The sequence below is a fragment of the Mesorhizobium sp. M5C.F.Ca.ET.164.01.1.1 genome (genome assembly GCF_004792125.1).
GTDB classification, from domain to species: Bacteria; Pseudomonadota; Alphaproteobacteria; order Rhizobiales; family Rhizobiaceae; genus Mesorhizobium; species Mesorhizobium wenxiniae.
On record NZ_SRTG01000002.1, the window covers coordinates 592,750 to 618,568 of the forward strand.

A 25,819-nucleotide genomic window follows, 5' to 3' on the forward strand; every position below is an offset into this window, starting at 1 on the left:
GGGGCCGGCGGGCGGACAGTCCGCCGGATCATCACTTATCTGTCCGACACCTGCCAGCGCGGATTGATCCATGGTTCCTGGTTGGACGGCGCCAGCGACGTGCGGCCAAGAATGTGGTCGGCGGCCTTCTCGCCGGTCATGATTGACGGTGCGTTGAGATTGCCGTTGGTGACGCGCGGGAAGATCGAGGAATCGGCGACCCGCAGCCCCTCGACGCCGATGACGCGGCATTCCGGATCGACGACGCTCATCGGATCATCCTTGCGGCCCATCTTGCAGGTGCCGCAAGGGTGATAGGCGCTTTCGGCGTGATCGCGGATGAAGGCGTCGAGATCCTCGTCCGACTGCACGTGCGAGCCCGGCGAGATCTCCTTGCCGCGATAGGGGTCGAATGCCGACTGGCCGAAGATCTCGCGCGTCAGCCGGATGCAGTGGCGGAACTCGGTCCAGTCGTCCGGATGCGACATGTAGTTGAAGCGGATCACCGGCTTCGATCCGGGATCGGGCGAGCGCAGCGTCACCGAACCGCGCGACTTCGATCGCATCGGCCCGACATGCGCCTGGAAGCCGTGCGCCTTCGCCGCCGCCCTGCCGTCGTAGCGGACCGCCGCCGGGATGAAATGATACTGGATATCGGGATAGTCGACACCGGCGCGCGAGCGCACGAAGGCGGCCGCCTCGAAATGGTTGGTTGCGCCGAGACCCGACTTGAAGAACAGCCATTGCGCGCCGATCATTGCCTTGGAGAAGGGGTTCAGCACCGAATTCAGTGTGATCGGCTGCGTCGATTCCTGCTGGATATAGAGCTCCATATGGTCCTGCAGGTTGCGGCCGACTCCGGGCCGGTCGGCGACCACCTGAATGCCGTATTCCCTAAGATGTTCGGCCGGGCCGATGCCGGACAGCATCAGGATCTTGGGCGAATTGATCGAGGAGGCGGCAACGATCACTTCACGTCGCGCCTTGACCACCTGAATCCGTTTGCGGACTTCAATCTCGACACCGGTGGCGCGTTGATTCTCGATGACCACCCGCCGGGCTAAGCCCTTGATCAGGCTAACGTTTTTCCGCCTGAGCGCCGGCCTGAGATAGGCGCTCGCCGCCGACCAGCGGCGGCCGCCGCGAATGGTCTGTTCCATCGGCCCAAAGCCTTCCTGCTTCGCGCCGTTGTAGTCGTCGGTCAGCTCGAAGCCGGCCTGACGGCCTGCCTCGACGAAGGCGCCGTAGAGTGGGTTGGTCCTTGAGCCGCGCTGCACGGTCAGCGGGCCGTCGTGGCCGCGCCAGCCATTCTCGCCGCCGTTGCTGTCCTCCATGCGCTTGAAGTAGGGGAGCACGTCGGCAAACCTCCAGCCAGTTGCGCCCTGTTCGGCCCAATGGTCGAAATCGCGGGCGTGGCCGCGTACGTAGACCATGCCGTTGATCGAGGACGAGCCGCCGATGACCTTGCCGCGCGGCGTCGCCAGCACGCGGCCGCCGAGATGCGGCTCCGGCTCGCTGGCAAAGCCCCAGTCGTAGAGGCTCATGTTGAGCGGGATCGACAGCGCCGACGGCATCTGGATCAGCGGCCCGATATCGCTGCCGCCAAATTCGATGACGATCACCGAATATTTGCCGTCTTCCGACAGCCGGTAGGCCATGGCCGAGCCGGCCGAGCCGGCGCCGATGATGACGAAATCCGCCTCAAGCATGGTTCATATGCGCTATGAAATCGGTGAGCGAGACATTGCCGCCGGTTGCCACCACGAGCACCGTCTTGCCGCTCACATCCACCTTGCCGCCGAGCAGCGCCGCCAGCGATGCAGCGCCCGAAGGTTCCAGCACCAGCTTCATCCGCTCGAAGGCGATCCGCATCGCACAGCGCACCGATTGATCGTCGACGGTGATGCCGCGAACGCCCGCGGTCCTGACCGCTGCGAACGGCGCGTCGCCGGGCTTTCGCGCCATCAGCCCGTCGCAGATCGATTTCGGCCCGATCGGCATGGTCTCGATGGCGCCATGCACCAGCGACGCGCCCATGCCGTTGAAACCTTCCGGCTCAACGCCGATGATCTCGGTCGCCGGCGACAGATAGTGGAAAGCCAGCGAAACGCCGCCGATCAGCCCGCCGCCGCCGACCGCGCAGAACAGCAGATCGGCGCTGGCATTCCTAGCATCGAGTTGCTCGAGTGCCTCCAGCCCCGCACCAGCCTGGCCGGCGACGATCTCGGGGTCGTCGAACGGATGCAGCAGCGCCAGCCCCTCGGTCTCGGCGATCTCGCGCGCCCTGGCGGCGGCAACCTCCTCACGCGCGCGTTCGCCATGGTCGGTCAGCACCACGCGCGCGCCATAGCCGGCCGTTGCGTCGCGCTTCACGGCCGGCGCGTCGATCGGCATGACGATGGTGACCGGAATGCCCAGCGCCTGGCCGGCGGCGGCCAGTCCTTGCGCGAAATTGCCGGAGGAATAGGCGACGACGCCCTTCCTGGCTTCATCGGGCGACAGCCGCTTCAGCCGCCAATAGGCGCCGCGCACCTTGAACGATCCCGCCCATTGGAGCGATTCCGGCTTGAGGAAGACACGGGCAGCTCCGGCCTCCCTGGCGAGCGCCGCCGATTCCAGCAATGGCGTGACCTGCGTCGCCTTGGCGGTGACAGCATAGGCCTGCCTGAGAAGATCGAGGGAGGGCACAAGGGGTGTCATCATTCGCCTCGCGGATACCTTTTGCTCTCTTCGAGATTGTCGAGGTTCATGTGATTGCGCATGTAGCGCTCAGAGGCCTTCTGCAGCGGCTGGAAATCCCACGGGTAATAGGCGCCGTTGCGCAGCGCCGGGTAGACGATCCAGCGGCGCGCCTGGCTTTCGCGCACGGCGGCGTCGAAGCCGGCCATGTCCCAGCGCGCCCGCACCTTGTCCATGAACGTCGTCACCAATGCAGCATGGGCCTGATCGGCGGCGAGATTATCCCGCTCGAGCGGGTCAGATTCGAGGTCGAACAGTTGCGGCGGGTCAAGCTCGCAATGGACAAACTTGTATCTGCCGTCGCGGATCGCCACCAAGGGCGCACAGGAGCCTTCCGCTGCATACTCGATCAACACAGGCGCGGTGCGCTGCCTGCCCACGGTGAGCGGCAGCAACGACTGGCCGTCGGTCCACGGCGCGATCGCCCCGATGTCAATGCCGGCGAGGTCGCAAAGCGTCGGGCCCACATCGAGATTGGAAACCGGGGCCTTGATCAGTCCTGCTGGTACGCCATTGCCGGCGATCATCAGTGGCACCCGCACCGAGCCTTCGAAGAAGCTCATCTTGAACCACAGGCCGCGTTCGCCGAGCATGTCGCCGTGGTCCGAGCAGAACAGGATGACGGTATCGTCGAGCATGCGTGTTCGCTTGAGAACGTCCAGAAGCTCGCCGAGCTTGTCGTCGACATAGGAGATGTTGGCGAAATAGCCGCGCCGCGAACGACGCACCTGCTCAAGGGTGATCTCGAACGAGGGGTAGTCGCTGGCGCGGTACAGACGTTGTGAATGCGAGTCCTGCTCGTCATGGGCGATGAACCCCGTTTCCGGATCCAACGCCTGGCAATGTTCGTAGAGATCCCAATACTGCTTGCGCGCGACATAGGGATCGTGCGGGTGCGAGAGCGAAACGGTGAGGCACCAGGGCCGATGGTTCGCATCGTCCTGTTCGCGCGAAAGCTGATAGACTTTCTGCGTGGCCAGGAACACCACCTCGTCGTCATACTCCATCTGGTTAGTGGTCTCGGCGACGCCGGCGCCTGTCACCGAACCGAGATTATGATACCACCAGTCGATACGCTCGCCGGGCTTGCGATAGTCCGGTGTCCAGCCGAAATCGGCAGGATAGATGTCGGTGGTCAGCCGCTCCTCGAAACCGTGCAACTGGTCCGGCCCAACGAAATGCATCTTGCCCGACAGGCAGGTGTAGTAACCGGCTGCCCGCAGGTGATGGGCGAAGGTCGGGATCGACGAGACGAATTCGGCAGCATTGTCGTAGACTCCGGTGCGCGATGGTAACTGTCCGCTCATGAACGAGGCGCGGCCCGGCGCGCAGAGCGGCGAGGCGGTGTAGTTGTTGGCAAAGCGTGCCGAGCGGGCGGCCAATGCCTTCAAATGCGGCACGTGCAGGAAGTCCGCCGGCCCATCCGGGAACAATGTGCCGTTGAGCTGATCGACCATGACGATCAGGAAATTGGGTCGCTTGGACGTCACTGTGCGCTCCGCCGGCTGAGTTTCGTTTCGAGATAGTCCTCGATCAGTGCGATCGCGGTCGCGGCATTGGGCACGCCGTCCTTCAGCGCGCGCCTGATATAGAGCCCGTCGATCAGCGCCGCTGTCGCCTCGGCGACCCGGTCGGCTTCGCTTCTCGGCAGGATGCCGGTCAGCCCGCTCAACAGATTGGAATGCAGGCGCCGCGCATAAACCTTGAGCAGCCGGCGCAGCGCTGACGATTTCTGCGCCTCGACATAGAAGGCAAGCCAGGCGGCGATCGTTTCCGGGCGGAACTGGACGTCAGAGAAATTGACGGCGACCACCGCCGAAACGCGCTCGCGCGCCGTGCTGGCCGATCGAAGCGCGCGCCGCATATCGGCGGTCAGCTCGGCCAGGATATGCCGCATCGTCGCCAGCAAAAGTTCGTCCTTGGCGCCGAAATAGTGATGGGCTAGCGCAGAGGAGACGCCGGCGCGCCCGGCGATTTCCGACATCGTGACATCAAGCGAGCCGCGCTCGCCGATCGCCGAGATCGTCGCGTCGATGAGCGCCTTGCGGCGCAACGGCTCCATTCCAATTTTCGGCATCTTCGCTCCGGCTTGTTGCGACAAGGTTATTTTTTATTGACGGATCAATCAACAAAAATCCGGGCTGAATTGGTAGCAAAAGTCAGGTGCCGTGACCAGATATCAAGATCAAGCGATTGTGTGGTTCTGGCCCCTTCACGAAGTCGCAGGAACGGTTCATGCTTGAACAATGCTTTGGCGCGCCGCGACGTCGCGTAGCCTGGCCCGCAGGATGGAGATAGCTATGACAGCATGCATCGTCGGCTGGGCGCATTCGCGCTTCGGCAAGCTCGAAGGCGAGACGCTGGAGGGCCTGATCGCCAAGGTGGCTAGCGAGGCGCTCGATCATGCCGGGATAGGCCCGGATGAGGTCGACGAGATCGTTCTCGGCCACTTCAATGCCGGCTTTTCCGCGCAGGATTTCACCGCAAGCCTGGTGCTGCAGGCCGACGACCGGCTGCGTTTCAAGCCGGCGACGCGTGTCGAGAACGCCTGCGCCACCGGCTCGGCGGCGGTCAGGCAAGGCATCCGCGCGATCGACGCCAATGCGGCCCGTATCGTGCTGGTGGTCGGCGCCGAGCAGATGACGACGACATCAGGCGCAGAAATCGGCAAGAACCTTCTCAAGGCTTCGTATCTGCCCGAGGAGGGCGACACGCCGGCAGGCTTCGCCGGCGTTTTCGGCAAGATCGCCCAAGCCTATTTCCAGCGTTATGGCGACCAGTCGGACGCGCTGGCGATGATCGCCGCCAAGAACCACAAGAACGGCGTCGACAATCCCTATGCACAGATGCGCAAGGATTTCGGCTATGAGTTCTGCCGGCACGAGAGTGAGAAGAACCCCTTCGTCGCTGGCCCTCTGAAACGCACCGACTGCTCGCTGGTTTCGGACGGCGCCGCAGCTCTGGTCCTAGCCGACACGGCGACGGCGTTGAAGATGCGCCGCGCCGTTGCCTTCCGCGCCAACGAGCATGTGCAGGATTTCCTGCCGATGTCGAAGCGCGATATCCTCGCCTTCGAAGGCTGCGAGCATGCGTGGAACCAGGCGCTGAAGAAGGCCGGCGTGACGCTCGATGATCTGTCCTTCGTCGAGACGCATGACTGCTTCACCATAGCCGAGCTGATCGAATATGAGGCGATGGGCCTGGCGAAACCGGGCGAGGGCGCGAAACTGGCGCTGGGTGGGGAGACGGCGAAGGACGGCCGGCTGCCGGTCAATCCATCCGGCGGGCTGAAGGCCAAGGGCCATCCGATCGGCGCCACCGGCGTCTCGATGCACGTGCTGAGCGCCATGCAGCTCGTCGGCGAGGCGGGCGGCATCCAGGTGCCGGGGGCCAAGCTCGGCGGCATCTTCAATATGGGAGGTGCCGCGGTCGCCAACTACGTTTCCATTCTCGATCGGATCAGATAAAAGCGGCCCGCATTACAGCGCCGCGCGCCCTTCCGGGCGCGAAAAAGACGCTGTAACACTTTGATTTTACGCATCCTTTTTCGAAAATCGATTCGATTTTCGAGGTCATGCGTTAGCGGGGAATTCATGACAAATCCGGTTCTGGTCGAAGTTTTGCGCGGCGCCGTGGTCGAGAGCGCGCATCGTGGCGCTATTGCGGTCTTCGATGCCGACGGAAAGCCGGTCTGGGAAATCGGCGATACGGCTCGCCCGGTGTTTCCGCGCTCGGCGGTCAAGGCGATCCAGGCGCTGCCGCTGGTCGAAAGCGGCGCGGCCGATGCGTACGGTTTCGGCAACCGCGAATTGGCGCTTGCCTGCGCTTCGCATTCCGGCGAGCCGGCGCATGTCGAACTTGCGTGGGCGATGCTGGCGAAGGCCGGGCTGGACGAGACCGCGCTGGAATGCGGCGCCCATTGGCCGTCCAGCCATGCGGCGACAGTTGCGCTCGCCCGTGCCGGCAAGGCGCCAAACGCACTGCACAACAATTGTTCTGGCAAGCATGCGGGCTTTCTCTGCACCTGCGTCCACGCCGGCATCGCCCATCGCGGCTATGTCAAATCAGGCCACGCCTCGCAGGAGATGGTGCGCGACGCAATGCAAGCGGTGACGGGTGCTGCCCATGATTTCGATCATTGCGGCACTGACGGCTGCTCGATCCCGACCTATGCCGTGCCGCTACGCAGCTTCGCGCTCGGCTTTGCCCGCATGGCGACCGGTGTCGGCTTTGAACCCGTGCGCGCCAAGGCCGCAAAGCGGCTGCTTTCCGCCTGCATGGCCGAGCCCTTTCTGGTCGCCGGCACAGGCAGGGCTGATGTTGCGCTGATGGAGGCCGCACCCGGCCGGATTTTTGTGAAGGGAGGGGCTGAAGGCGTCTATTGCGCTGCACTTCCAGAGCTTGGCCTTGGCGTTGCGCTCAAATGCGATGATGGCGCTGGCCGCGCCGCTGAAGTCATGGTCGCGGCATGCATTGCCAGGTTTTTGCACGCCGACAAGGCGCTGGCGGCGAAACTGAAAGAACAGGCACTTCCGCCCATCGAAAGCCGGATCGGCGCCAAAGTCGGCGCACTTCGCCCCACCGCCGCATTGAGCTGAGAACGGCTTTAGCTCACATGATTGCGCTCGATGGTCAGATGCGCATAGCCGGCATCGCCTGATGAGGCGAGGTCGCCGGTCACCGGCTCGGCCCAGCGGTGGCCGACGATCGCGCCGTTTTGGGCGCCGTCGATGACATTATCGGAGACGACCGCCGTCCCGGCGCCCTCGACCACGGTGACGGCGATGCCGGTTCCGGCTTTGCGGATGATGTTTGCGGTAGCGACCACATTGCGCATGAACGGCCCCCAGCCGATGTGCATGCCGTAGAGCGGCGCATTCTCGACGACGTTGCCGGAGACCGTGGTATCCGCCTCGACGCTGATGCCGACGCCGAAACCGGGCGCATCTGCAGGGTAGGGGCCGCTGGTCGAGAGGTTGCGGACGATGTTTCCTGAACACACGCCCATACGGCCGCCTTCGTTGAAATTGACGATAGAGATGCCGTTGGCGGCGCCATCGACAATGTTGTTGCTGACGATCGCTCCCTCGAAGGAGAATTCGGAATAGAGTGCCGTTTCGCCGGACCGCGAACAGGTGTTGCCGGTGATGTGCAGATTGCTGGCGCTGTTGGCGCGGATCGCCGAAAACGCGCAGTCCGAGACGATATTGCCCGAGATGACGACGTTGCCGGCGCGGAACGCATTGATGCCGTTGCCGTTCTGGCCGGTTCCCCCGCTACGCGCCTGAATGCGTTCTACGCGGTTGCCGCTGACGATGGTGCCATCCTCGGCCGCTTGCCAGCGGTGCACCAGGATACCGCCATTGGCGCAGTCGGAAACGGTGTTGCCTGATATCTCCAGGCCGGCGGCTTCGACCGAATAGATTCCCGCGTCGGCCGCGCCCGATATTCCCGAGCGCTCGATGCGGCCCGAAGCGTGCTCGAGCGCCAGGCCGCTCTTGCCGCTGCCTGATATCTGGCAATTGTCGATGACGAGGTGAGCGACGCGGCGGAGGTCGAGCAGGCCTTGCGCGTAATCGCCCATCCAGCGGTTGGTGCCGTCGAACACCAGCCCGGTGAATTCGATGTGCCCGGCCTGTTCGGCCATGAGCAGATGGCCGTTGCCGCCATAGACGATCCGCGATGCGCCCGGCACGCCGGAAAGCCTGACGCGGCTGGGCAGCGACAGGTTGGATACGACATAGGTTCCCGGCGGCAGGAACACCGGCATGTCGCGGTCGTTTGCGTCGCGCAGCAGCCTGGCGAAGGCCTTGCTCTGGTCGTCAAGCGCGCCGGGCCGCACGCCTAGGTCGGCTGCGTTGATCGAGCCGCGCATCGAGGCATTGTCGATTCCGGGCAGGCTGCCCGCAGCTGCCTTGCCGAGCGAGAGGCCCAGGACGGCAAAGCCGGCGGTTTGTGCGAGAAATTTTCGTCTGTTCAACATCGGCACAGATTCCCAGCGTTCGGCCGTCGCGCCGCAGGAATCGTGCCAGACCGGATCGGCCGATCCGGTTTGCCGGCAATAGCTTGTGAAGTCGCCGCGCGAGGCATAAGCTCGACTGATGAGCAGAGCCTTCACGCGCGAAGAGGACAGCGAAAACGCCATCGCCGGCATCGGCGAGCGGCCGATCAGTCAGCACCGCAATCTGGTGACGCAACGCGGCCTGGCGCTGATCGACGCCGAACTGGCGGCCCTGCGTGATGATCTGGCCAGAGCGGAAAAGAGGGCCGACCGCGAGCGTATCGCGCTCATTTCGCGCGACCTGCGCTACTGGACCGCGCGGCGTGAAAGCGCCGAGCTGTCCGTGCCGGAATCGGGCAGCAATCTGGTTCGCTTCGGCATGGGCGTCACGCTGGAAGGCGATGACGGCAGGAAGGTACACTGGAAGATTGTCGGCGAGGATGAGGCCGATCCGGGCAAGGGCACAATTTCCCATGTTTCACCGATGGCCCTGGCCTTGTTCGGCAAGAAGGTCGGCGAAATTGCCGTGGTGAACGGCAAGGAATGGGAGATTGTGAAGCTGACTGCCAGTTAGGCCTCGACCTTGACGACATGGTCGCGGAAGAACGCCGCCGCGCCAGCCTCGTCGATCTCGCTGGCCGCGACCATCATCACCAGTTGAATGATGTCTGCCTGCCCGGCTTCGATGCTTAGCCCATTGAAATAAAGAAAAAGATCGGCTGCGGCAAAAGTGGTGCGCTTGTTGCCGTCGACGAATGGATGGTTCTTGGCGATGCCGAAAAGACAAGCGGATGCCAGCTCGCAGAGGTCGGGTTCGCCATAGATCTCCCTCGGTCGATAAAGCGCCGACTCCAGCAACATACATTATAGCCGGTGTCAGCCGACCTGCAGCAGCCGGTCCATCAGCCGATCCGCCGCTTCCGGAATGACCGTGCCAGGCGGGTAGATTTCGGTGGCACCTGCCTGACGTACCGCATCGTAATCCTGCGGCGGGATGACGCCGCCGGCGACGATCAGCATATCGTCGCGGCCGAGCTTCTTCAGCGCGTCCTTGAGTTCGGGAATGAGCGTCAAATGTCCTGCCGCTAGCGACGAGGCGCCGATGATATGCACGTCGTGCTCGACCGCGAGCCTGGCGATCTCCTCCGGCGTCTGGAACATCGGCCCAACGGTGACGTCGAAGCCGAGATCGGCAAAGGCCGTGGCGATGACCTTCTGGCCGCGATCGTGGCCGTCCTGTCCCATCTTGGCGACGAGAATGCGCGGCTTGCCGCCGGACTTCTCCTCGAATGCCACGATCTTGTCCTGCAGGCGGTCGACCACGGGATTGTCGCCGAGCGCCTTGCGATAGACGCCGGAGATCGTCTGGACCGAGGCGACGTGACGGCCGAAAACCTTTTCCAGAGCCAGCGAAATCTCGCCGACCGTGGCGTTGGCGCGCGCGGCGCGAATGGCGAACTCCAGCAGATTTTCGCCGCTCTCCGCAGCCCGGCTCAGCGCACTCAGTGCGCTCTCGACGGCGCCGACATCGCGCGTGCCTTTCAGCCGTTGTAGTTTCGACAATTGCCGGGCTCTGACTTCGGCATTGTCGATCTTCAGCACGTCGACTTTGATATCCGTCTCGGGACGATGGGCGTTGACGCCGACCAGTATCTGCTCGCCGGAATCGATCCGCGCCTGCGTGCGCGCGGCGGCCTCTTCGATGCGCAGCTTCGGTATGTTTTTTTCGGTTGCGGCGGCCATGCCGCCCAGGCTCTCGATCTCTTCGATATGGGAAAGCGCGCGCGCCGCCAGATCATGCGTCAGCCGTTCAAGATAGGCAGAGCCTCCCCACGGGTCGATGATGCGGGTGGTGCCGGATTCCTTCTGCAGGATGAGCTGTGTGTTGCGGGCGATGCGGGCCGAATAGTCGGTCGGCAGCGCCATCGCCTCGTCGAAGGAGTTGGTGTGCAGCGATTGCGTATGACCCTGCGTCGCCGCCATCGCCTCGATCATGGTGCGGATGATGTTGTTGTAAGGATCCTGCGCCGTCAGCGACCAGCCCGAAGTCTGGCAATGGGTGCGCAGCGATAGCGAGCGCTCGTCCTTCGGCAAGAAGTTCTTCAGCATCAGGGTCGACCACAAAAGGCGGGCTGCCCTCAGCTTGGCGACCTCCATGAAGAAGTTCATGCCGATCGCCCAGAAGAAGGAAAGGCGCGGCGCGAAACGGTCGATATCGAGACCCGCCGCGACACCGGCGCGGGCATATTCGATGCCGTCGGCGATCGTGTAGGCGAGCTCGAGGTCGGCGGTCGCCCCTGCTTCCTGCATGTGATAGCCGGAGATCGAAATCGAATTGAACTTCGGCATGTGCTGCGACGTGTAGGAGAAGATGTCGGACACGATCCGCATCGAAGGCTTTGGCGGATAGATGTAGGTGTTGCGCACCATGAACTCTTTCAGAATGTCGTTCTGAATGGTTCCGGCGAGGTCCTTCTGCGCAACGCCCTGTTCTTCCGCCGCCACGATGTAAAGCGCCATGATCGGCAGCACCGCGCCGTTCATGGTCATCGACACCGTCATCTCGTCAAGCGGGATGCCGTCGAAGAGCTGGCGCATGTCGAGGATGGAATCGATGGCGACGCCCGCCATGCCGACATCACCGGCAACACGCGGATGATCGCTGTCGTAGCCGCGATGGGTGGCGAGGTCGAAAGCGACCGACAGTCCCTTCTGGCCGGCTGCAAGGTTGCGCCGGTAAAAGGCGTTCGACTCTTCCGCCGTCGAGAAGCCGGCATATTGCCTGATCGTCCAGGGCTGCTGGACATACATGCTCGGGTAGGGGCCGCGCACAAATGGCGGCAGGCCCGGATAAGTGTCGAGATGCGGCAAGCCCTTGAGGTCGCCCTGGTTGTACAGATGCTTGATGGCCAGTCCTTCCGGGGTCATCCGCTGGCCCTTGACCTCGATCGGCGCCCGGCGCGGCGCCGACCAGCCGATTTGGCTAAAGTCCGGGATCATGGCGCTGCTCCGATCGATTGATCAAGGCGGATCGGAAACAGCGGCTCGCACACCGCCACGCCCTCGGTGACGGCAGGACGCCGCTCCGCCGCCAGCGTTTCGACCGGACGTTCAGTCTTCGACGGGTGAAGCGTCGTGCCGATGATGGCCCGCTCGCCCGCTTGATAGGCAGCATTGCGGCGGGCGGAGGCCGCCTGAACTCGTTTCTGGATGTGTCCTTGCTGCAGGCTGGACAGCACGCCGCCTTCCGCCTCGATCCGCTGGAATTCTTCCCACGCCGCTTCGCCGAGTTCGGCGGTCAGCGCTTCAACGGCGCCCGAACCGCAAGCAGGGTCGGCGACATGATCGATATGGCTTTCGTTGGTCATAATCAGTTGCGTATTGCGGGCGACACGGCGGGCAAAGCCCGTCGGCAGGCCATGCGCGATCGTATGCGGCAGGATGGAGATCGAATCCGCCCCGCCGGCTGCCGCGGCAAAAGCGGCGATCGTGGTGCGCAGGATGTTTGTCTCCGGGTCCGCCAAAGTCATCATGCGGAAGGAGGTCTCGGCATGGATGTTGGCGGTGGACGCGGCGATCGAACATGCCTCCTGGACCCGCGCCCATAGCCTGCGCAGGGCCCTGACCTTGGCCATCGACACGAACTGGTCCTGGTCGACGCTCAGCGCGAAGCCGATATGGGGCGCCGCATAGACAAGCGGCTGGCGCGCCTCTTCGAACATCCTGAGATAGGAGACCGCCGAAGCCATCATGGTGCCCAGCTCCTGCGCTTCGGTGGCGCCGGCATTGTGGAAGACGCGTCCGTCTGCCTCCAGCAGGACCCCGGGCACGCCAATCGAGAAAAAATGCGCCAGGGACTGCGGCATCGACGCCTGCAGGGCCTCGATCGACATGCGCAACCGGCCGGTTCCGGCAAAGATCGCCGCCGGATCGATACCGAAGGACAGGTTGAGCTTTGCCGGGTCTGACCGGCGCTTGCTCAAGAGCGCAAGCAGCCAGTCGGCCACGGCGCGGCTCCAGGGATGCGCGTCGATGCGAACCTGGATGCGATTGAGCGGCACGCCGTCGAGCACGGTCTCCAGCGCCTCGGCAGTCCTCGGCAGGCCGTAGCCGAACGCATTCGGCGCGCCTTCAAAAACAAGCGACAATCCGGTGGCGCCCTGTGCGACGTCTTCCAGGGCCTGGGCTTTGGCGCGGCCGATATCCGGATCGTCGATACGCTGGCTGACGATCCACGGCGATCTGGGATTTGCCCGCGCCAGAGGCTCTGCGGTGACCGAACGGTCGTAGAGCGGTTCGATGCGGATGCCATCGTCCGTATGGGATACAAGCTTTTCCTCGAAGGATCCGCCGGCCAAGGCTTTTTCCGCAAGGCCCAGCCACCGCTGCCGGTCAGGGTTCGGAAGTTCGGCATCGTGGTTCAAGGCACCGGCGCCCATCCGCTCTCCTCGTCTTCTCGGCCGATAGGCCTGGAACGTCAGTCTACGGTTCCCCGTCCCATATCACAATGCAACACGCGTCCTGCGACGATGAACCGTCAACCGATTGCCAAACATGCGCAAAATCCGCAAGCTCCAAAAACTCAATTCGACCATGGCCATTGTCGCTGCGCAATGGCGTCATTATACCTGCGGCGAGCCCCGCTACTTTCAATAGACCGGGGCTTCAACACTTCAGGTTTGCGGAGACCGTACACATGGCTGACGATACCAGTATTTTCATAGGAGCCAGCCGAAAGCCCGACGACAGCTACCAGCGCGCCGAAAATCTGCTGCTTCAGTATGGCAATCGTCACGGCCTGGTCACCGGTGCGACCGGTACTGGCAAGACCGTGAGCTTGCAGATTTTGGCGGAAGGTTTCTCCAATGCCGGCGTGCCGGTCTTCTGCGCCGACATCAAAGGCGACCTGTCCGGTATCGCGATGATGGGCACGCCACAGGATTTTCTGGTCAAGCGTGCCGAGCAGGTCAAGCTCGATCCCTATGATTTCCAGGAGTTTCCGGTCATCTTCTGGGACTTGTTCGGCGAGCAGGGCCATCCGATCCGCGCCACCGTCTCGGAAATGGGGCCTCTGCTTCTGTCGCGCCTGATGAACCTCTCCGAGGCGCAGGAAGGCATCATGAACATCGCCTTCCGCATCGCCGACGAGGAAGGCCTGTTGCTGCTGGACCTGAAGGACCTGCAAGCGCTTCTTGCCAACATCGCAGAACGCGCCGAAGAAATCGGCGCTCGCTACGGCAATGTGACCAAGCCCTCGGTCGGCGCGATCCAGCGCACGCTGCTGGTTCTGGAGCAGCAGGGAGCGACGAATTTCTTCGGCGAGCCGGCACTACGGATCGCCGACATCATGCGCACCACCCGCGACGGGCGCGGCGCCATCAGCGTGCTGGCTGCCGACAAGCTGATGATGAATCCCCGGCTCTATGCGACATTCCTTTTGTGGCTGATGTCGGAACTGTTCGAGGAGCTGCCCGAAGTCGGCGATCCCGACAAGCCGAAGCTGGTCTTCTTCTTCGACGAGGCGCATCTTCTGTTCGATGATGCGCCGAAGGTGCTGATCGACCGCGTCGAACAGGTGGTCCGCCTGATCCGTTCGAAGGGCGTCGGCGTTTACTTCGTCACCCAGAATCCGCTGGATATCCCCGAAACGGTTCTGGCGCAGCTCGGCAACCGGGTGCAGCACGCCTTGCGCGCCTACACGCCGCGGGAGCAGAAGGCCGTGAGAACCGCCGCCGAGACCTTCAGGCCAAATCCCGACTTCGACTGTGCAACCGTGATCACGCAACTCGGCACCGGAGAGGCGCTGGTTTCGACGCTGGAAGCCAAAGGTGTTCCGTCCATGGTCCAGCGTACGCTGGTTCGCCCGCCGTCTTCACGCCTTGGCCCGATCACGCCTGACGAGCGCCGCAAGCTGATCACTGAGAGCCCGGTTAGCGGGCAATACGACCAAACCATCGATCGTGAATCGGCTTTCGAGATGCTGCAGAAAAAAGCCAAGGACGCTCTCGACGCAGAGGCGCAGCAGCAGGAGAGCGGCCGCTCACGCTGGACCATCCCAGGCTTCGGCAATGACGATTCCGCCCCCCAGCCCACCGGCGGCAGGCGGGCACCGGCGCCGCGATCGTCCAATCGCCAGACGGTGGCGGAGGCGGCGATCAAGGCGGTGGTTCGCTCGGTCGGCTCGTCCGTCGGACGGGCGATCGTGCGCGGCATCCTCGGCAGTCTGGCAAGAGGGCGCTGAAAGCATCGGACCCAAAGTGGGCACCGGTTTTTGGGAAAATCCGATGCTCAAACAAAAAAGCATCGGACCCAAAAGTGGGCACCGGCTTTAGACGATGCTCAGGCAAGGAGCATCGGATTCAAAGGTACGCCGGCCGCTCCAGCCCTTTCGACCAGCTCAGAAGATCGAATCCGAGATCGACCTTGCAGGGCCGAGCAGGATGGATCCATCCGGGACGCCCGCATCGATTGGGATGGCTTTGCGGTCTGCCGTGGCAACCAGCTCCTGACCGACACCGGCGGTAACGATCACCGGCGTCTTGTTGGGCACACGGTCATAAAGGTCGATAATGTCCTGATTTATCAAGCGAACGCAGCCAGATGACACCGATTTGCCAATCGAGTACCACTCCGGCGAGCCGTGCAGGCGGTAAAGCGTGTCCTCGTTGCCCTCGAAGAGGTACAGCGCCCGCGCGCCGAGCGGATTCGTCAGCCCGCCGGGCATGCCGCCATTCTCGGCGCTGTATTTTGCGAGCTCGGGCTGGCGGGCGATCATTTCGGCCGGCGGGGTCCATTTCGGCCATTTCTGCTTCCACTGGACGACGGCGTCGCCAGACCATTCGAAACCGGCGCGACCCAATCCGACACCATAACGGATAGCTTGTCCGCCCGGACGCACGAGATAGAGGTGATGGCCGGCCGTATCGACGACGATGGTGCCGGGCGGCTGGCCGGTCGGGTCGGGAACGATCTGACGCAGAAATTGATCGTCGATTTTCTCGTACGGTATGCCCGGGAGCTCGAACCCACCATCGCTGACCGGAGCGTACATTGTTGCATAGTCCAGGAGCGGCGGCTCGACGTTGGCTAGCGGCGGCGGCTCGACCGGCTGCCCTCCCACCGTGGTGCAGGCGGAAACCGCAATCGAGGCGGCACCGAGCGCAGCGGCGCTGAGAAAGCCGCGACGGCTCAGGCGATAAGATTCGATTTCGGTGGTGAACATGGTTGCCTTTTTAGGTCTCAAATCGAAACAAACATGAATATGCCGATCAGTACGGCGCCAGCCCTACCAATGCCCGGCGCGATAGGCGGTTCCGATTCTGGCCTGACGGAGGACAAACAAAGGCAAAGCTGTGACGGGTCCGCCCCTGTTGCGCCGAGGCAACAGGCCTACAGCGCCGTGCGCCCATTTGGACGCGTAAAGGACGCTGTAGCACTTTTACTTTGGGCATGATCCTTTGCAAATCGATCCCGATTTTTGGGGTCATGCGCTAGCCCGCAATTCTCACATCGAGTGTGAGAATTGCGGGCTAGCCTCCGGTCAGCAGGCCTTCGAGCGAGGGCAGGATCAGGGCCGGCGGAAAGTCCCGGTATTCCTCGGGCTGGTTGGAACGGTTGATCCAGACTGTACGGAAGCCGAACTTGGTGGCGCCGGCAACGTCCCAGCGGTTGGATGACTGAAACGACACCGCACCCGGATAGAGGCGCCAGCCTGTCGTGACCATGTCGTAGACCGACGGATCGGCCTTGAACCGCTTGACGGCATCGACGGAATAGATGTCGTCCAGAACCTGGTCGAGCGCGGCCGATTTGACCGCCGCCTCCAGCATTTCAGGCGAGCCGTTGGAAAGAATCGCCAGCTTTGCGCCCGACGCCTTGAGCGCCTTGAGCACAGCCGGCACCTCCGGATAGCAGTCCAGCCGCCAATAGGCGTCGAGCAACTTGGCCCTGAGCCCCTTGTCCGCGGAGGGAACCTTGCGCAGGGCGAAATCGAGCGCCTGCTCGGTGAGTTGCCAGAAATCGGTGTAGGCGCCCATCAGAGTCCTGACCCAGGAATATTCAAGCTGCTTGGCGCGCCAGATCTCCGACAGGAGCTGGCCGTCCGGCCCGATCTGGTCGGCATGACGGCGCACGGCGGCATGGACATCGAACAGCGTGCCGTAGGCGTCGAAAACGTATGCCGCATGGTGCATGGTGACAGTTTTGCGGCGACGCAAGGCGAGGCGCAAGCACAGATTGCAATTCACATACCGCTGGCCTCAACAAATCTCAGCAAACCCCGTTGACGGCAGACGCCAAAGCATCTTCCAATGGCGAGACAGGACAAGTCTGTAACGGAAACAAGCGATGACACTGGCAACTGCGGCGCAATCCGCGACATGGACCTTCGTGGACGGCGACTGGTATGAAGGCAACGTCGCCATCCTGGGGCCGCGCAGCCATGCCATGTGGCTCGGCACCAGCGTGTTCGACGGCGCCCGCTGGTTCGAGGGCGTCGCCCCAGATCTCGACCGCCACGCCGCGAGGGTGAACGCATCGGCGATCGCACTTGGTCTCAAACCATCCATGAGCGCCGAAAAGATGGTCGGGCTGACCTGGGACGGGCTGAAGAAATTCGACGGCAAGACGGCGGTGTATATAAGGCCGATGTACTGGGCCGAGCATGGCGGCTATATGGGCGTGCCGGCAGATCCGGCCTCGACCCGTTTCTGCCTTTGCCTCTACGAATCGCCAATGATCTCGCCGGCGGGCTTTTCGGTCACCGTCTCGCCGTTCCGGCGCCCGACCATCGAAACCATGCCGACCAACGCCAAGGCCGGCTGCCTCTATCCCAACAATGGTCGTGCCATCCTCGAAGCCAAGATGCGCGGCTTCGACAATGCCCTGGTGCTCGACATGCTGGGCAATGTCGCCGAGACCGGAACCTCGAACATTTTCCTGGTCAAGGACGGCCATGTCCTGACGCCGGCGCCGAACGGCACGTTCTTGTCCGGCATCACCCGCTCGCGGACGATGACGCTGCTTGGCGAGTATGGGTTCAAGACCACCGAGAAGACGCTGTCGGTGCGCGACTTCCTCGAAGCAGACGAGATATTCTCGACGGGAAACCATTCAAAAGTCGTGCCGGTCACCCGCATCGAGGATCGCAATCTCCAGCCCGGGCCTGTAGCCAAGAAGGCGCGCGAACTCTACTGGGATTGGGCGCATTCGACTTCGACCGGCTGACTGGCGAAAAAGCGAACCGGGGCTTCATTCCGGAGTTGCTCCATATCAATCCAGACCTATGTTAGTCCGGTATCGCACCGGATTTTTTCCACGAGGAGTACGACCGATGGCTTTTGAACTGCCCGCCTTGCCCTATGACTACGAGGCCTTGCAACCTTACATGTCGAAGGAGACGCTGGAGTATCACCATGACAAGCACCACAAGGCCTATGTCGACAACGGCAACAAACTGGCTGCCGAAGCCGGGCTCGGCGATTTGTCGGTCGAAGAGGTGGTAAAACAGTCCTTCGGCAAGAACCCCGGGCTCTTCAACAATGCCGGCCAGCATTACAACCACATCCATTTCTGGAAGTGGATGAAGAAGGGCGGCGGCGGCAACAAATTGCCGGGCGCGCTGCAAAAGGCGTTCGACAGCGACCTCGGCGGATACGACAAGTTCAAGGCCGACTTCATCGCCGCCGGAACCACTCAGTTCGGTTCAGGCTGGGCCTGGGTTTCGGTCAAGGACGGCAAGCTGGCGATCTCGAAGACGCCGAACGGCGAGAATCCGCTGGTCCATGGCGCGACGCCGATCCTGGGCGTCGATGTCTGGGAGCACTCCTATTACATCGACTATCGCAACGCCCGGCCGAAATATCTCGAGGCCTTCGTCGACAGTCTCATCAACTGGGACCATGTCCTTGAGCTTTACGAAAAGGCCAGCGCATAACCCCGAACCGAAGGTCAGCGTAGCAAAATCGAAATCGATTTTTGCTGGGGATCATGCGCAAATCAAGGTGTTACAACGTCCCTTGCGCGCCGGAAAGGCGCGCGGCGCTTTAATCGCCAGATCGAGTTGTAGAAAGCCCCGGCAAAACCGGGGCTTTTCCTTTGGCTCAAGATCGGACGCCGTTTTTCCAGCACAGAACGACTGTCGCAAGAATTCACACAAGCGTGAGGCGAATTTCCGGAATTTTTAAGCCAATTTTGCCGTTATCGATCAGTGCCGATCTTCATCCGAAACGTCTTCACCATGGAGCCAATTGAATGAGAAAGCTTATCCTCGCCATCTCTATGCTCGCCTTCGCCGGTTCGGCTACATTCGCCGATCCGATCCAGGACCGGCAGGCCCTGATGAAGGAACGTGGAAAGCTCGCCGGCCAATTGTCGAAAGTGGTCAAGGGTGAGACCGCCTACGACGCCGCGGCCGTGCTGGCGGCGTTGAAGGCGCTGCAGGCCAACGCCGAGACATTCCATGCAAAGGTCGAGACCCTTTTCCCGGCTGGCAGCGAAACCGGCGACACCACCGCTGCCCCCAAGATCTGGGAGGATATGGCCGGCTTCAAGGCGATTGAGGAAAAATATCTCGCCGACGTCAAGGCTGCGGCGGCCGCCGCCCCGGCCGACGTCGATGCCTTGAAGGCGGGGTTCAACACCATAGGCGGCGATTGTGGCACCTGTCACCAGACATACAGGATAAAGAAGGGCTGATCGCGGGCGATGCGCCTGCTGAAAAAGCTCGTCGGCGCCGCCCTCGTTCTGGGCGCCGCCGGCGCTGTCGCCGGCTGGGTCCTGTCGGCGCCGGTCAGGCTCGACACAGAGACCCTGGCGCAGCTCGGCCCCGGCGATGCCGCCAGGGGCAAGCGCATTTTTTATGCCGGAGGCTGCACATCGTGTCATGCGAAGCCAGGTTCACAAGGCGATGCCCGCCTTCAACTGGCAGGCGGTCTCGAACTCAAGACGCCGTTCGGCACCTTCGTGCCACCGAACATCTCGCAGGATGCCAAGGACGGTATCGGCGCCTGGTCGGCCGAAGACCTCGCCAACGCCATGATGAAGGGAGTGTCGCCGAGCGGCGAGCATTTCTATCCGGCGTTTCCTTATGCATCCTATGCGCGCATGAAGCCGGCCGACATTGCCGATCTCCATGCCTTCATGAAAACGCTTCCGGCGGTCGCCGGCAAGGCGCCGGCCAATTCGCTGGGATTCCCGTTCAACATCCGTCGCGGTATCGGGCTGTGGAAACGTCTCTATTTGAGTGACCGGCCGGTGGTTTCCTTCCCCGAGGGCACGCCGGATCCGGTGATGGCCGGCCGCTACCTGGTCGAAGGGCCGGGCCATTGCGGGGAATGCCACACGCCGCGTGATTTTGTTGGCGGCACCAGGAAGAGCGAATGGCTGGCCGGAGCCACTGCTGCCGAAGGCAGCGGCATCGTGCCGAACATTACTTCGGGTGAAGGCGGGCTTACTGACTGGTTGGAGGCTGACATCGCCAACTTTCTCGAAACCGGCTTCACGCCGGATTTCGATACCGTCGGCGCCGCCATGGTCGACGTGCAGAGAAACATGGCCGAACTGACGCCCGAGGACCGGGCGGCGATATCAGCCTATCTGAAGGCCATACCGCCGCATCCCAATGGCTATCCGGCGCGCAAGCAGCCTTCGAGCTGACGCGAAAACCGCACGGGATGACGGCGCGTCAGCGGTCGCCGAGGAAATCGAAGCCGGCTTCGAAGAAATGATTGTAGTTGCAGGTCATTTCCTCGCCGGGCGCGATGTCGCGCGACGCATACGTCTCCTCGGGAGAGGAGACGTCGCAATTCGGGTCATCGGCATGGTTCATGTAGCGTGCGTCGTCGGCTTCGAAGACGATGTAGTTCGGGTCGCGCCGGTCGGGATAGGAATAGCGATCGAGATAGGCTTTGATCGGCCCCGTTTCGCGCTCATAGGTCTCGACGGGGATGCGCCGGTCGTAATTGGGATCGAGCTTCCAAACCAGAGTGCCACGGGGAATGTTGTTCTTGGCAAAGACTCCGATGCCCTGGATAGGCGATTTGTCGAGATAGACGTCGACGAGCAACATGGCAGACCCCCGGCGTGACTGGATGATTTTGGTGGCGCGGCTGCGAAAACCAGCGCATTGGGTAGCGCGCGGCCATCGCAATTGCGAGCGGAAAATCAGCCAGGCCGTGACCGGAAATTGGAATCGATTTTCCGCAGGGAATCGTGCGCAAGATCAAGCTCCTACAGCGCCCTTTGCGCGTCCAAAGGGTGGGTGCCGCTGGTGGTGGCAAGGTCGGCCTTGCCCGCCACCTTCAGCGCAAACGCGTAGGTGAAGGCGATTTCCTCGAGCCTGGAAAACCGGCCGGATGCGCCGGCATGGCCGGAGTCCATGTTGATCTTGAACAGCACCGGATTGTCGCCGGTCTTGCGGTCGCGCAGCCGCGCCACCCACTTGGCCGGCTCCCAATAGGTGACACGCGGGTCGGTGAGACCGGCAAGCGCCAGGATCGGCGGATAGTCGAGCGCGGCGACATTGTCATAGGGGGAGTAGGCGGCGATCGTTCGGTAGTCTTCCTCCGATGCGATCGGATTGCCCCATTCGGGCCATTCCGGCGGCGTCAGCGGCAAGGTCGCGTCGAGCATGGTGGTGAGCACGTCGACGAACGGAACCTCGGCGACAATACCGCCGAAGCATTCCGACGCCATGTTGGCGATCGCGCCCATCAGCAGGCCGCCGGCCGAGCCGCCCTGTGCGACGATGCGGTCATGTTGCGTATAGCGTTCGGCGACGAGGTGGTGGGCGACCGCGACAAAATCGGTGAACGTGTTTATCTTGTGCGCCCGCTTGCCGTCATCGTACCAGCCATAGCCCTTGTCCTTGCCGCCGCGGACATGAGCAATCGCGTAGACGAAGCCGCGGTCGACCAGCGAAAACAAATTGGTGTTAAAGGCGGCCGGGACCGTGATGCCGTAGGAGCCGTAGCCGTAGAGCAGGCAAGGCGCTGATCCGTCGAGCGGCGTGTCGCGATGGTGGATGAGCGAGATCGGCACCAGTTCGCCGTCGGCGGCGGGCGCCATCAGCCGCCGCGTCACGTAATGGTCCGGGTCGTGACCGGACGGAACTTCCTGCGTCTTCAGCAGAACGCGCTCGCGGGTCCGCATGTTGTAGTCGAAGACCTGCGCCGGCGTTGTCATGGACGAGTAGGAAAAGCGCATGATCTCGGTGTCGTATTCATAGGATCCCGACAGGCCGAGCGAGAAGGCTTCCTCGTCGAAGGAGATGAGGTGTTCCTCGCCGCTCTTGCGGTCATGCACGACTATGCGCGGCAGGCCTTCCTTGCGCTCAAGCCTGACCATATGGTCTTTGAAGCCGATCATCGAAAGGATCAGCCGGCCCGCTTCGTGCGGCACCAGTTCCTGCCAGTTGGCGCGCACCGGATCGCTCGCCGGCGCCGTCATGATCTTGAAATCCTTGGCGCCGTCGGCGTTGGTGAGAATGAAGAAGATATCGCCGCCTTCTTCGAGGTCGTATTGCAGGCCGGTCTCGCGCGCCGAAACCAGCTTCGGTTCGGCGAACGGCTCGCTGGCGCTCATGATGCGATATTCCGAGGTCTCGTGGTCGTTGATGCCGACCATGATCCACTCGTTGGAGCGCGTGCCGCCGACATTCATGAAGAAGCCCGGATCGGTTTCTTCGTAGATCAGCCGGTCGTTCTCAGGACTGTCGCCAAGGGCATGGAACAGCACCTTGGAAGGACGGTGGTTGGGATCGAGGCGGGTGTAGAAAAATCCGTCATTGTCGGCATTCCATACGCCGCCGCCACCGGTAGCCGGGATCCTATCCGGCAACTCCTTGCCGTCGGCGAGATCGCGGACGCGAAGCGTGTAGAATTCGGAACCCTTGTCGTCGAAGGCCCAGAGAAGCTTGCGGTGGTCGGTCGAATGGTCGACACCGCCGAGGCGGAAATAGGCCTTGCCTTCGGCCTCGAGATCGCCGTCGAGCAGGATCTGCTGGTCGCCGCCATCGCGCGGCGTGCGGAAGTAACGCGGCTGCTCGCCGCCAAGCTTGAAAGATGAGCCATAGGCGTACGGCCCATCCTTCATCGGCACGGAAGAATCGTCTTCCTTGATGCGGCCCTTCATCTCCTTGAAAAGCTGCTTCCGCAACTGGGCGGTGTCGGCCATCAACGTCGCCTGATAGGCGTTTTCGGCTTCGAGATGGGCGCGGATTTGGGCGTCGAGCAGGGACGGATCCCTGAACATCTCTTGCCAATTGTCGGCTCTCAGCCAGGCATAGTCGTCCGTCCGGGTTACTCCATGATGCAGATCGAAGACCGGCCGCTTCTCGGGTTGTGGCGGGCTGACAGTCGGAAATGCTGGGATTCGGGTCATTGCGTCTCGCTGTGGAAGTTATTTGAATGGAGAATGAACACGCCGATCAGCGCAGGTTCAAGAGCCGGAGTATATGTTTTGCGCCGGGCTCCAGAAGATGAGCCGGAGGAGAGAGAAAAATGAAATTCCGTTTTCGCGCTGCCGCGGCTTTCGTCGTCGCTTCGACAGTTTTGGCCTCTACCGGCCAATCTCATGCAACCGTGTTCGCAGCTTGGCAAGTGACCAACGTTCCGTTTGGCGACACGCTCAATGTGCGCAAATATCCGGCGGGGTCATCCCAGAAGCAGGCCGCCTATCCCAACGGTGCCGTTTTGCAGATGACCGGGAAATGCACCGGCGGCATAAACCTGCTCGACATCGCCAAGCAGCCGGTTTGGAAGCAGGAACAGAAGATCCGCTATCGCTGGTGCGAAGTTTGGCATGATCCGGCACACAACGGCAATTTCGTCACCGGCTGGGTCTACGGAAAATACATTACCCCACATTGATGGATCGGTGCCGGTCCGCAGCGCTGATTTCTGGCTTGCTTGCAAACAGCAAATCGCAACCTATGGTTTTTCAGATTCTGAAAACAACCAGATAGCCTGCGCCACAACCAAGCATAGCCAAGCATTGAGAACATTTTACTGGCCATCGAGGATGTAATGGCAGTCCGAGGGGGCGTCAGCCGTTGCTGGTCGGACCAGAAATATCGCAAAATTACAGAGTGCACGAAAGGTTGAAGCTGATCGTGGAATATTTTATTAACATCGATGAATACAGGGCAAGAAGCGAATTGACTTACTTGGTTCACTGGCTCATTAGGATGATGACGCGAATCGCAGAGGCTCTTTCCTGCTGAAATTTCGCGCGATGCCCGACCTGTCAGAAATAGGGCGCAGATAGAAACAACTCTCGTTGGGGCCAGGAAGCCATGGATATTATCGAAACACCTTCCAGAAATAGTGATGCGCTGATCGAATTGACGGCCGACGTCGTGGCCGCCTATGTCAGCAACAATCCGGTGCCGGTCGGCGAGCTGCCGAGCCTCATCGCCGATGTCCATGCCGCCCTCGGGCGCGTGGGCGGGACCAGTGAACAACCTCCTGCCGACAAGCAGAAGCCGGCAGTAAACCCGAAACGCTCCGTCCATGACGACTACATCGTCTGTCTTGAAGACGGCAAGAAGTTCAAGTCGCTGAAGCGCCATTTGATGACCCACTACGGTCTGACGCCCGACGAGTATCGTGAAAAATGGGGCCTGGACGCAAGCTATCCGATGGTTGCTCCCAACTATGCTGCCGCCCGCTCCCAGCTCGCCAAGAAGATGGGTCTCGGCCGCAAGCGCAAGGGGCGCTGATATCGGCTCTTCCCAACGTGGGTTGAACGATCAACGGCGCCTCCGGGCGCCGTTTTGCTTTAATTGCTGGAGCAATCGATACACCTTGCCCGATGCGTGGGGCTCTCCGCCGTGCCGGGGCAATCGCGCGCTGTTCGTCTAATCAGGCGGTCTGCCTCAACGCCGCCTCGGCATCGCGCTTGATGCGCTTGACCATGGAACGAAGACCATTGGCGCGTTGCGGTGACAGGTGTTCGTCGAGGCCAAGTGCCTTCAGCGTGGCTTCCGCGTCGGTTTTCTGGATCTCGCTGGCGGGTCGTCTGGAAAACAGCGCCAGCATGATAGCGACGAGGCCGCGCACGATATGGGCGTCCGAATCACCGGCGAAGGTGACGACTGGATCGGGACCCGGTCCATATTCGGTTGTCAGCCAGACCTGGCTGACGCAGCCGGGCACCTTGTTGGCGGCGTTGCGTTCCTCATCGGGAAATGGCGGCAGGGCCTCGCCCAGTTCGATCACATAGCGGTAGCGGTCTTCCCACTCGTCAAGCAGGGAGAAGTCGTCGCGGATCGTTTGGATCGTCGTGGTCATCACCTCGGATATAGTCATCCGGCGACGCCGCGTCACGGAAAAAGAGGAAAAACACCATATGCGTCGAGGTGCGGACGGCCTGCGGTGCAGTGACAGATGCGCTGGAAAATATCTCAGTTTTTCGCCGGCAATTCGACTTTCGCGGGCAAGACGATGTCCTCGGGCAAGCTGCCGGTCATTGTCGCCGTGTCGGGTTCGGCGGTCTTGTCGTCCAGCATGGCGGCCGCGATCTTGGCGGTCTCCTTGGCCCGGGCGGTGATCGTGTGCATTGCGGACTTGCCGGTCTCGCAGACGTCGGGCTTGCGCTCGCATATGCCGGCAATGTCGCCAACGGCTTCGCGTGCCGCAAACAACGCCTGGATCGGCCCGACGCTTTGGTGGCCTGTCTCGTCGGAGCCGACATTCAGCGGCAGCGCCAGAAGCACCAGCGAAAACCAGAAAGCCATTCTGATCAGAAAGCCCATCTGTATGCCCTCATCTTTGACCGGATCATGCATTCGTGCGACATGACCTCTTTTATGGGTATGATAGTGGCATAGACGCGCAAAGGACGGCTTGCCCGGTCAGCGAAAATTTTCCTCAAATTTTAGGCAAACTCGAAACGTAGCATTTTGCAATGGATTTGTCTCAAATCCAGCCGATTTTCTTCACCCGGGGTTAACCATCCATCTGCCTGATTTCTATAGTTATTCCCCGGAAGCGCGGCGTGCCGGTGGCGACTGTCAGAGGCGAAAGGGCGGTCCGCCCGAATAACGCTCCATTTACTATGGCCGCAATTGCCAAGGTTTTGCCGCGCCGGCCTCCCAATATT

At 62.0% G+C, this 25,819-nt stretch carries 23 protein-coding genes and 1 pseudogene; 10 read left to right on the plus strand and 14 right to left on the minus strand.

The window, feature by feature from the left end; all coding sequences use genetic code 11:
• Positions 1–35 precede the first annotated feature (35 nt).
• Genes betA through betI form a run of 4 tightly spaced genes read right to left on the minus strand, consistent with a single transcriptional unit; the run spans position 36 to position 4,795 of the window.
• Positions 36–1,688: a choline dehydrogenase gene (betA, locus tag EN807_RS19510; protein WP_135936292.1), complete on the minus strand. Its 1,653-nt coding sequence runs from the start codon at positions 1,686–1,688 to the stop codon at positions 36–38.
• Positions 1,681–2,682: a threonine/serine dehydratase gene (locus EN807_RS19515; protein WP_135936293.1), complete on the minus strand. Its 1,002-nt coding sequence runs from the start codon at positions 2,680–2,682 to the stop codon at positions 1,681–1,683. Before EN807_RS19515 ends, betA begins: the two co-directional genes overlap by 8 nt.
• On the minus strand, positions 2,679–4,208 hold the full coding sequence (gene betC / locus EN807_RS19520) for a choline-sulfatase (protein WP_135936294.1): 1,530 nt from the start codon (positions 4,206–4,208) through the stop codon (positions 2,679–2,681). The genes EN807_RS19515 and betC overlap by 4 nt, the downstream gene beginning before the upstream one ends.
• A complete protein-coding gene (gene betI / locus EN807_RS19525) occupies positions 4,205–4,795 on the minus strand; it encodes a transcriptional regulator BetI (RefSeq protein ID WP_127313611.1) in 591 nt (196 codons plus the stop codon). Before betI ends, betC begins: the two co-directional genes overlap by 4 nt.
• Positions 4,796–5,018: 223 nt before the next feature.
• On the opposite strand from betI, the gene EN807_RS19530 reads away from it, so the two are divergent.
• Positions 5,019–6,185 (plus strand): acetyl-CoA acetyltransferase, encoded by a 1,167-nt coding sequence (locus EN807_RS19530; protein ID WP_127313610.1) that lies wholly within the window; start codon positions 5,019–5,021, stop codon positions 6,183–6,185.
• A 126-nt stretch (positions 6,186–6,311) separates the two neighbouring features.
• Complete coding sequence (locus tag EN807_RS19535; protein WP_135936295.1) at positions 6,312–7,316, plus strand: asparaginase; 1,005 nt, start codon at positions 6,312–6,314, stop codon at positions 7,314–7,316.
• A gap of 8 nt (positions 7,317–7,324) precedes the next feature.
• On the opposite strand, the gene EN807_RS19540 is transcribed toward EN807_RS19535, so the two are convergent.
• On the minus strand, positions 7,325–8,701 hold the full coding sequence (locus EN807_RS19540) for a TIGR03808 family TAT-translocated repetitive protein (RefSeq protein WP_135936296.1): 1,377 nt from the start codon (positions 8,699–8,701) through the stop codon (positions 7,325–7,327).
• A 118-nt stretch (positions 8,702–8,819) separates the two neighbouring features.
• Between EN807_RS19540 and EN807_RS19545 the strand changes: the two genes are divergently transcribed.
• On the plus strand, positions 8,820–9,293 hold the full coding sequence (locus EN807_RS19545) for a GreA/GreB family elongation factor (RefSeq protein ID WP_029354644.1): 474 nt from the start codon (positions 8,820–8,822) through the stop codon (positions 9,291–9,293).
• Here the strand turns inward: EN807_RS19545 and EN807_RS19550 are convergent.
• The 3 genes and pseudogenes from EN807_RS19550 to EN807_RS19560 all read right to left on the minus strand — a co-directional run.
• Positions 9,290–9,577: pseudogene (locus tag EN807_RS19550) on the minus strand (type II toxin-antitoxin system death-on-curing family toxin); the annotation flags it as partial. The gene EN807_RS19545 and the pseudogene EN807_RS19550 overlap by 4 nt on opposite strands.
• Before the next feature lie 18 nt (positions 9,578–9,595).
• Positions 9,596–11,719: a methylmalonyl-CoA mutase gene (gene scpA, locus EN807_RS19555; protein WP_135936298.1), complete on the minus strand. Its 2,124-nt coding sequence runs from the start codon at positions 11,717–11,719 to the stop codon at positions 9,596–9,598.
• The gene (locus EN807_RS19560) at positions 11,716–13,158 is read right to left on the minus strand and encodes a methylmalonyl-CoA mutase subunit beta (RefSeq protein WP_135936299.1); all 1,443 of its coding nucleotides are present in this window, start codon (positions 13,156–13,158) and stop codon (positions 11,716–11,718) included. The genes scpA and EN807_RS19560 overlap by 4 nt, the downstream gene beginning before the upstream one ends.
• Positions 13,159–13,415: 257 nt before the next feature.
• Here EN807_RS19560 and EN807_RS19565 point away from each other — a divergent pair, with 257 nt between their 5' ends.
• Positions 13,416–14,960, plus strand: coding sequence for a helicase HerA-like C-terminal domain-containing protein (locus EN807_RS19565; RefSeq protein ID WP_135936300.1), 1,545 nt, complete (start codon positions 13,416–13,418; stop codon positions 14,958–14,960).
• Between the two features lie 156 nt (positions 14,961–15,116).
• Here the strand turns inward: EN807_RS19565 and EN807_RS19570 are convergent, their stop codons facing one another.
• On the minus strand, positions 15,117–15,941 hold the full coding sequence (locus EN807_RS19570; RefSeq protein ID WP_135936301.1) for a L,D-transpeptidase: 825 nt from the start codon (positions 15,939–15,941) through the stop codon (positions 15,117–15,119).
• Between the two features lie 307 nt (positions 15,942–16,248).
• Entirely contained in the window at positions 16,249–16,911 is a 663-nt protein-coding gene (locus tag EN807_RS19575; protein WP_127313638.1) for a haloacid dehalogenase type II, read from the minus strand.
• Positions 16,912–17,065: 154 nt separating this feature from the next.
• Between EN807_RS19575 and EN807_RS19580 the strand changes: the two genes are divergently transcribed.
• From EN807_RS19580 to EN807_RS19595, 4 genes are all read left to right on the plus strand, one after another.
• Complete coding sequence (locus EN807_RS19580; protein ID WP_127211997.1) at positions 17,066–17,944, plus strand: branched-chain amino acid aminotransferase; 879 nt, start codon at positions 17,066–17,068, stop codon at positions 17,942–17,944.
• Positions 17,945–18,050: 106 nt separating this feature from the next.
• The gene (locus EN807_RS19585; protein ID WP_127313602.1) at positions 18,051–18,653 is read left to right on the plus strand and encodes a superoxide dismutase; all 603 of its coding nucleotides are present in this window, start codon (positions 18,051–18,053) and stop codon (positions 18,651–18,653) included.
• 317 nt (positions 18,654–18,970) lie between these two features.
• A complete protein-coding gene (locus tag EN807_RS19590; RefSeq protein ID WP_135936302.1) occupies positions 18,971–19,414 on the plus strand; it encodes a cytochrome c in 444 nt (147 codons plus the stop codon).
• Positions 19,415–19,423: 9 nt separating this feature from the next.
• Positions 19,424–20,374 carry a cytochrome c gene (locus EN807_RS19595; protein WP_135936303.1) on the plus strand — a complete coding sequence of 317 codons (951 nt, stop codon included), beginning with the start codon at positions 19,424–19,426 and terminating at the stop codon, positions 20,372–20,374.
• 28 nt (positions 20,375–20,402) lie between these two features.
• Here EN807_RS19595 and EN807_RS19600 read toward each other — a convergent pair whose 3' ends face one another.
• Both EN807_RS19600 and EN807_RS19605 read right to left on the minus strand, forming a co-directional pair.
• Entirely contained in the window at positions 20,403–20,786 is a 384-nt protein-coding gene (locus tag EN807_RS19600) for an SET domain-containing protein-lysine N-methyltransferase (RefSeq protein WP_127313599.1), read from the minus strand.
• A 161-nt stretch (positions 20,787–20,947) separates the two neighbouring features.
• Positions 20,948–23,098 (minus strand): S9 family peptidase, encoded by a 2,151-nt coding sequence (locus EN807_RS19605; protein WP_135936304.1) that lies wholly within the window; start codon positions 23,096–23,098, stop codon positions 20,948–20,950.
• Positions 23,099–23,217: 119 nt separating this feature from the next.
• Here EN807_RS19605 and EN807_RS19610 point away from each other — a divergent pair, with 119 nt between their 5' ends.
• Entirely contained in the window at positions 23,218–23,586 is a 369-nt protein-coding gene (locus EN807_RS19610) for an SH3 domain-containing protein (RefSeq protein ID WP_135936305.1), read from the plus strand.
• Between the two features lie 425 nt (positions 23,587–24,011).
• Positions 24,012–24,437 carry a MucR family transcriptional regulator gene (locus tag EN807_RS19615; RefSeq protein ID WP_029354623.1) on the plus strand — a complete coding sequence of 142 codons (426 nt, stop codon included), beginning with the start codon at positions 24,012–24,014 and terminating at the stop codon, positions 24,435–24,437.
• 142 nt (positions 24,438–24,579) lie between these two features.
• Here the strand turns inward: EN807_RS19615 and EN807_RS19620 are convergent, their stop codons facing one another.
• Both EN807_RS19620 and EN807_RS19625 read right to left on the minus strand, forming a co-directional pair.
• Positions 24,580–25,008: a SufE family protein gene (locus EN807_RS19620; protein WP_065010477.1), complete on the minus strand. Its 429-nt coding sequence runs from the start codon at positions 25,006–25,008 to the stop codon at positions 24,580–24,582.
• A gap of 113 nt (positions 25,009–25,121) precedes the next feature.
• Complete coding sequence (locus EN807_RS19625; RefSeq protein WP_135936306.1) at positions 25,122–25,472, minus strand: DUF5330 domain-containing protein; 351 nt, start codon at positions 25,470–25,472, stop codon at positions 25,122–25,124.
• Between the last annotated feature and the right edge of the window lie 347 nt (positions 25,473–25,819).